Annotated in this window: 3 protein-coding genes; all 3 read right to left on the bottom strand. The window is 66.7% G+C overall.

What is annotated here, in order from left to right:
• Positions 1-488: PhnE/PtxC family ABC transporter permease (locus tag ACR2FV_RS02435; protein WP_434014130.1), on the bottom strand; the 488-nt coding region annotated here is incomplete at its 3' end.
• On the bottom strand, positions 485-1,261 hold the full coding sequence (gene phnC, locus ACR2FV_RS02440; protein WP_434014131.1) for a phosphonate ABC transporter ATP-binding protein: 777 nt from the start codon (positions 1,259-1,261) through the stop codon (positions 485-487). The genes phnC and ACR2FV_RS02435, both read right to left, overlap by 4 nt.
• 164 nt (positions 1,262-1,425) lie before the next feature.
• On the bottom strand, positions 1,426-2,694 hold the full coding sequence (locus ACR2FV_RS02445) for a phosphate/phosphite/phosphonate ABC transporter substrate-binding protein (RefSeq protein WP_434014132.1): 1,269 nt from the start codon (positions 2,692-2,694) through the stop codon (positions 1,426-1,428).
• Positions 2,695-2,926: the final 232 nt, after the last annotated feature.

Genomic DNA, 2,926 nt, shown 5'->3' on the forward strand with positions numbered 1-2,926 from the left:
TCGGCGATCAGCTTCGACATGACCGCCAGCGAGAAGAAGAACAGTGCCAGCAGCCCGGCGAGGGCCCCGATTCCGACCCCGAGCACGAACAACCCGGCCCACAGCAGGTCGGGAATCGAACGGATGATGTTCATGAAGACCCGTAGGACGTAGCGCGAGGGTCGGTGCGGGTTGCCGATCGTGGTCGACCAGAGCGACAGCGGCAGCGATGCGGAGACGCCTCCCGCGGTGCCGAGCACGGCGAGCTGGAGCGTCTCCAGGAACGCCCGCCGCGACCGCTCCGAGAACATCTCGCCCCACCGGATGTGAAGCAGGCCCTGGGCGACCGGGTTGGTGCGACCGAAGTTCTCCCAGATCTCGATGAACGAGAAACCGACGGTTGATGCGCAGACGAAGGTCATGGCGACCGCCGCGATGCCGACGCAGATCGCGAAAACGGACCGTTTTGGCCGGGTGGGCAGCGAGACCGCCGGTGCGGCGTCGGTCACAGAGCAGCCTGCTTGTCCATCGTATCGTCCGCGGTGAGGCTGCGCCCGTAAATGTCGCGGAATACGTCCTCGTCGGCCTCCGACCCGGGCCCGTCGAACACGAGCTCACCGGAACGCAGCCCGATGATCCGATCGGCGTAGGCCATCGCGAGGTCGAGGAAGTGGAGGTTGACGATCGTGGTGATGCCCAGCTCGCGACTGATCTGCTGGAGGTAGCGCATCACGACGTGGCTCGTCGGTGGGTCGAGCGACGCCACCGGTTCGTCCGCGAGGATGATCGATGGTTCCTGGGCCAGGGCGCGGGCGATGCCGACGCGCTGGCGCTGGCCCCCGGAGAGGTTGGCGGCCCGGACGTACGCCTTCTCGAGGATCTCGACCCGATCGAGCGCCCGCGCCGCGATCTCGATGTCTGCCTGCGGGTACTTGCCGAGCAGCGTGCGCCAGCCGGCGACCTTGTGCATGCGACCCATCAGGACGTTGTTGAGCACGGTGGTGCGGTCGACGAGGTTGAAACCCTGGAAGATCATCCCGATCTCGCTGCGCAGGTCGCGCATCTGGGACCGGCTGAGGCTCGGGACGTCGTGGCCGTTGACGTCGAGCTTCCCGCTCGTCAGCGGGACGAGGCCGTTGATCGCTCGGACCAGGGTCGACTTCCCGGCACCGGAGAGCCCGACGATCACGACGAACTCCCCTTCACGGATCTCGAGGTCGAGGTCCTTCATCGCCGACACCCCGCCGGGGTAGGTGACGCTGGCCTGCTCGAAACGGATCATGTGCTGCGGTCTCCCGGTCGTACTGGCGGTCCTGGTTGCCTGTGTCGGCGAGCGTAGTCACCGGTCGAGGACCTGCGGAATTGTCCACCGAAACGGCATCGGGCCCCGTCCGTGTGGACGAGGCCCGATGCGCAGTTCAGATGATGATGGTGATTCGGATGGGGTCAGCCCAGACGATCGCCGAGCTGCTCCTGCAGGTCACGGATGACGTCGTACGAACCATCAGGGACCGGGACGAGACCGTCGATCTCGTACAACTCGTCGAGGGTGGTGGCACCCTCTTCGGTGTCGGCGTAGTCGACGAGTGCGTCGATGATCGCCTGCTTGAGGTCATCCGGCAGATCACCGGCGATGGCGAAGCCGTCGTTCGGGATCGGCTCGGACCACCCGAATACGATGACCTGCTCGCCGACGTCCGGCACGGTCTCGGTGAGCTGACCGCGGGCGTCGTTGAAGGACACGCCGACTTCGGCGTCACCGTCGTAGACGGCCTGGACCGACGAGTCGTGGCCACCGGCGAAGATCGCCGTGATGTCGTCGAACGGGTCGACGCCGGCATCGAGCAGCTCGAGCGCCGGGATCTGGAACCCGGAGGTCGAACCCTGGTCGACGAACGAGACCGTCTTGCCGGCCACCTTCGGGAGCATGTCGAGGCCGAGCGGGCCGTCGGTCGCATCGGTCGCCGCGTCGACGCCGTTGCAGAACAGCATCGAGTTGCCGTCGTCGTCCGGGACGTCGACGGGCTCGTCGGCGCAGTACTCGTCCGGGTTGTTCGTGAACCATTGGGTCACGTACTGCGACGATCCGAAGCGAATGGCCTGCAGCGCCAGGTCGGCACCGGCAGTATCGGCGGCGAGGACCATCTGAGCCGGTCCGAGACCGCCGGCCACCTGGGCCTGGCCGGACTGGAGGGCGACGATCACGCCGGCGTAGTCGGACGGCACGAGGGCCTCGACCGGGATGCCGAGCGCATCGGAGAGGGCGTCGGCGAGCGGCTGGGCCGTGTCGATCAGGCCGCCGGCTTCCTGGGACGGGGTGAGCGTGAACACGAGCGACTCGGGCCAGTCTTCGCGCATCGCCATGTCGCTCGACATGTCAGACGACATCTCGCTACTCATGTCGCTCGACATGTCGCTCGACATGTCGCTCGACATGTCGCTCGACATGTCCGACGCCATGTCCGACGCCATGTCCGACGCCATGTCCGATGACTCGTCGCTCATGTCGGACACCTCGTCTTGGACCTCGTCGACGACAGTGTCGGCAACGTCTTCGGCGTCGCTGAGCGCCTCGTCGGCGGCATCGGCGGCATCGTCGACGGCCTCGTCGGCGGAGTCGACGACGTCCTCGGCGCTGGTGTCGTCGTCGCCGCCGCACGCGGCGAGCACCAGAGCGCTCGCGGCGAACGCTGCGATTATGCGTCGCTTGGTCATGGTTGCCTTCTTTCGGGAATGGTTGGCTTGTGTCCCGTCTGTTCACGACTGCCGACGGCAATCCGGTGGGAGCGGTGTGACCGTCCCAGCCGGTGGGATGCACCTACCCTAACGTGATCGCTCGTCGGCGCGATGGCGTCACCCGCCGAGCGCGGACCGGTGCGCGCCGACCAACTCGACGAACTGCTCCCACGATTCGACATCGACGGTGCCCTCCACCGGCCGGTTCCAC

Source organism: Ornithinimicrobium sp. (assembly GCF_051004135.1).
Taxonomy (GTDB): domain Bacteria; phylum Actinomycetota; class Actinomycetes; order Actinomycetales; family Dermatophilaceae; genus Ornithinicoccus.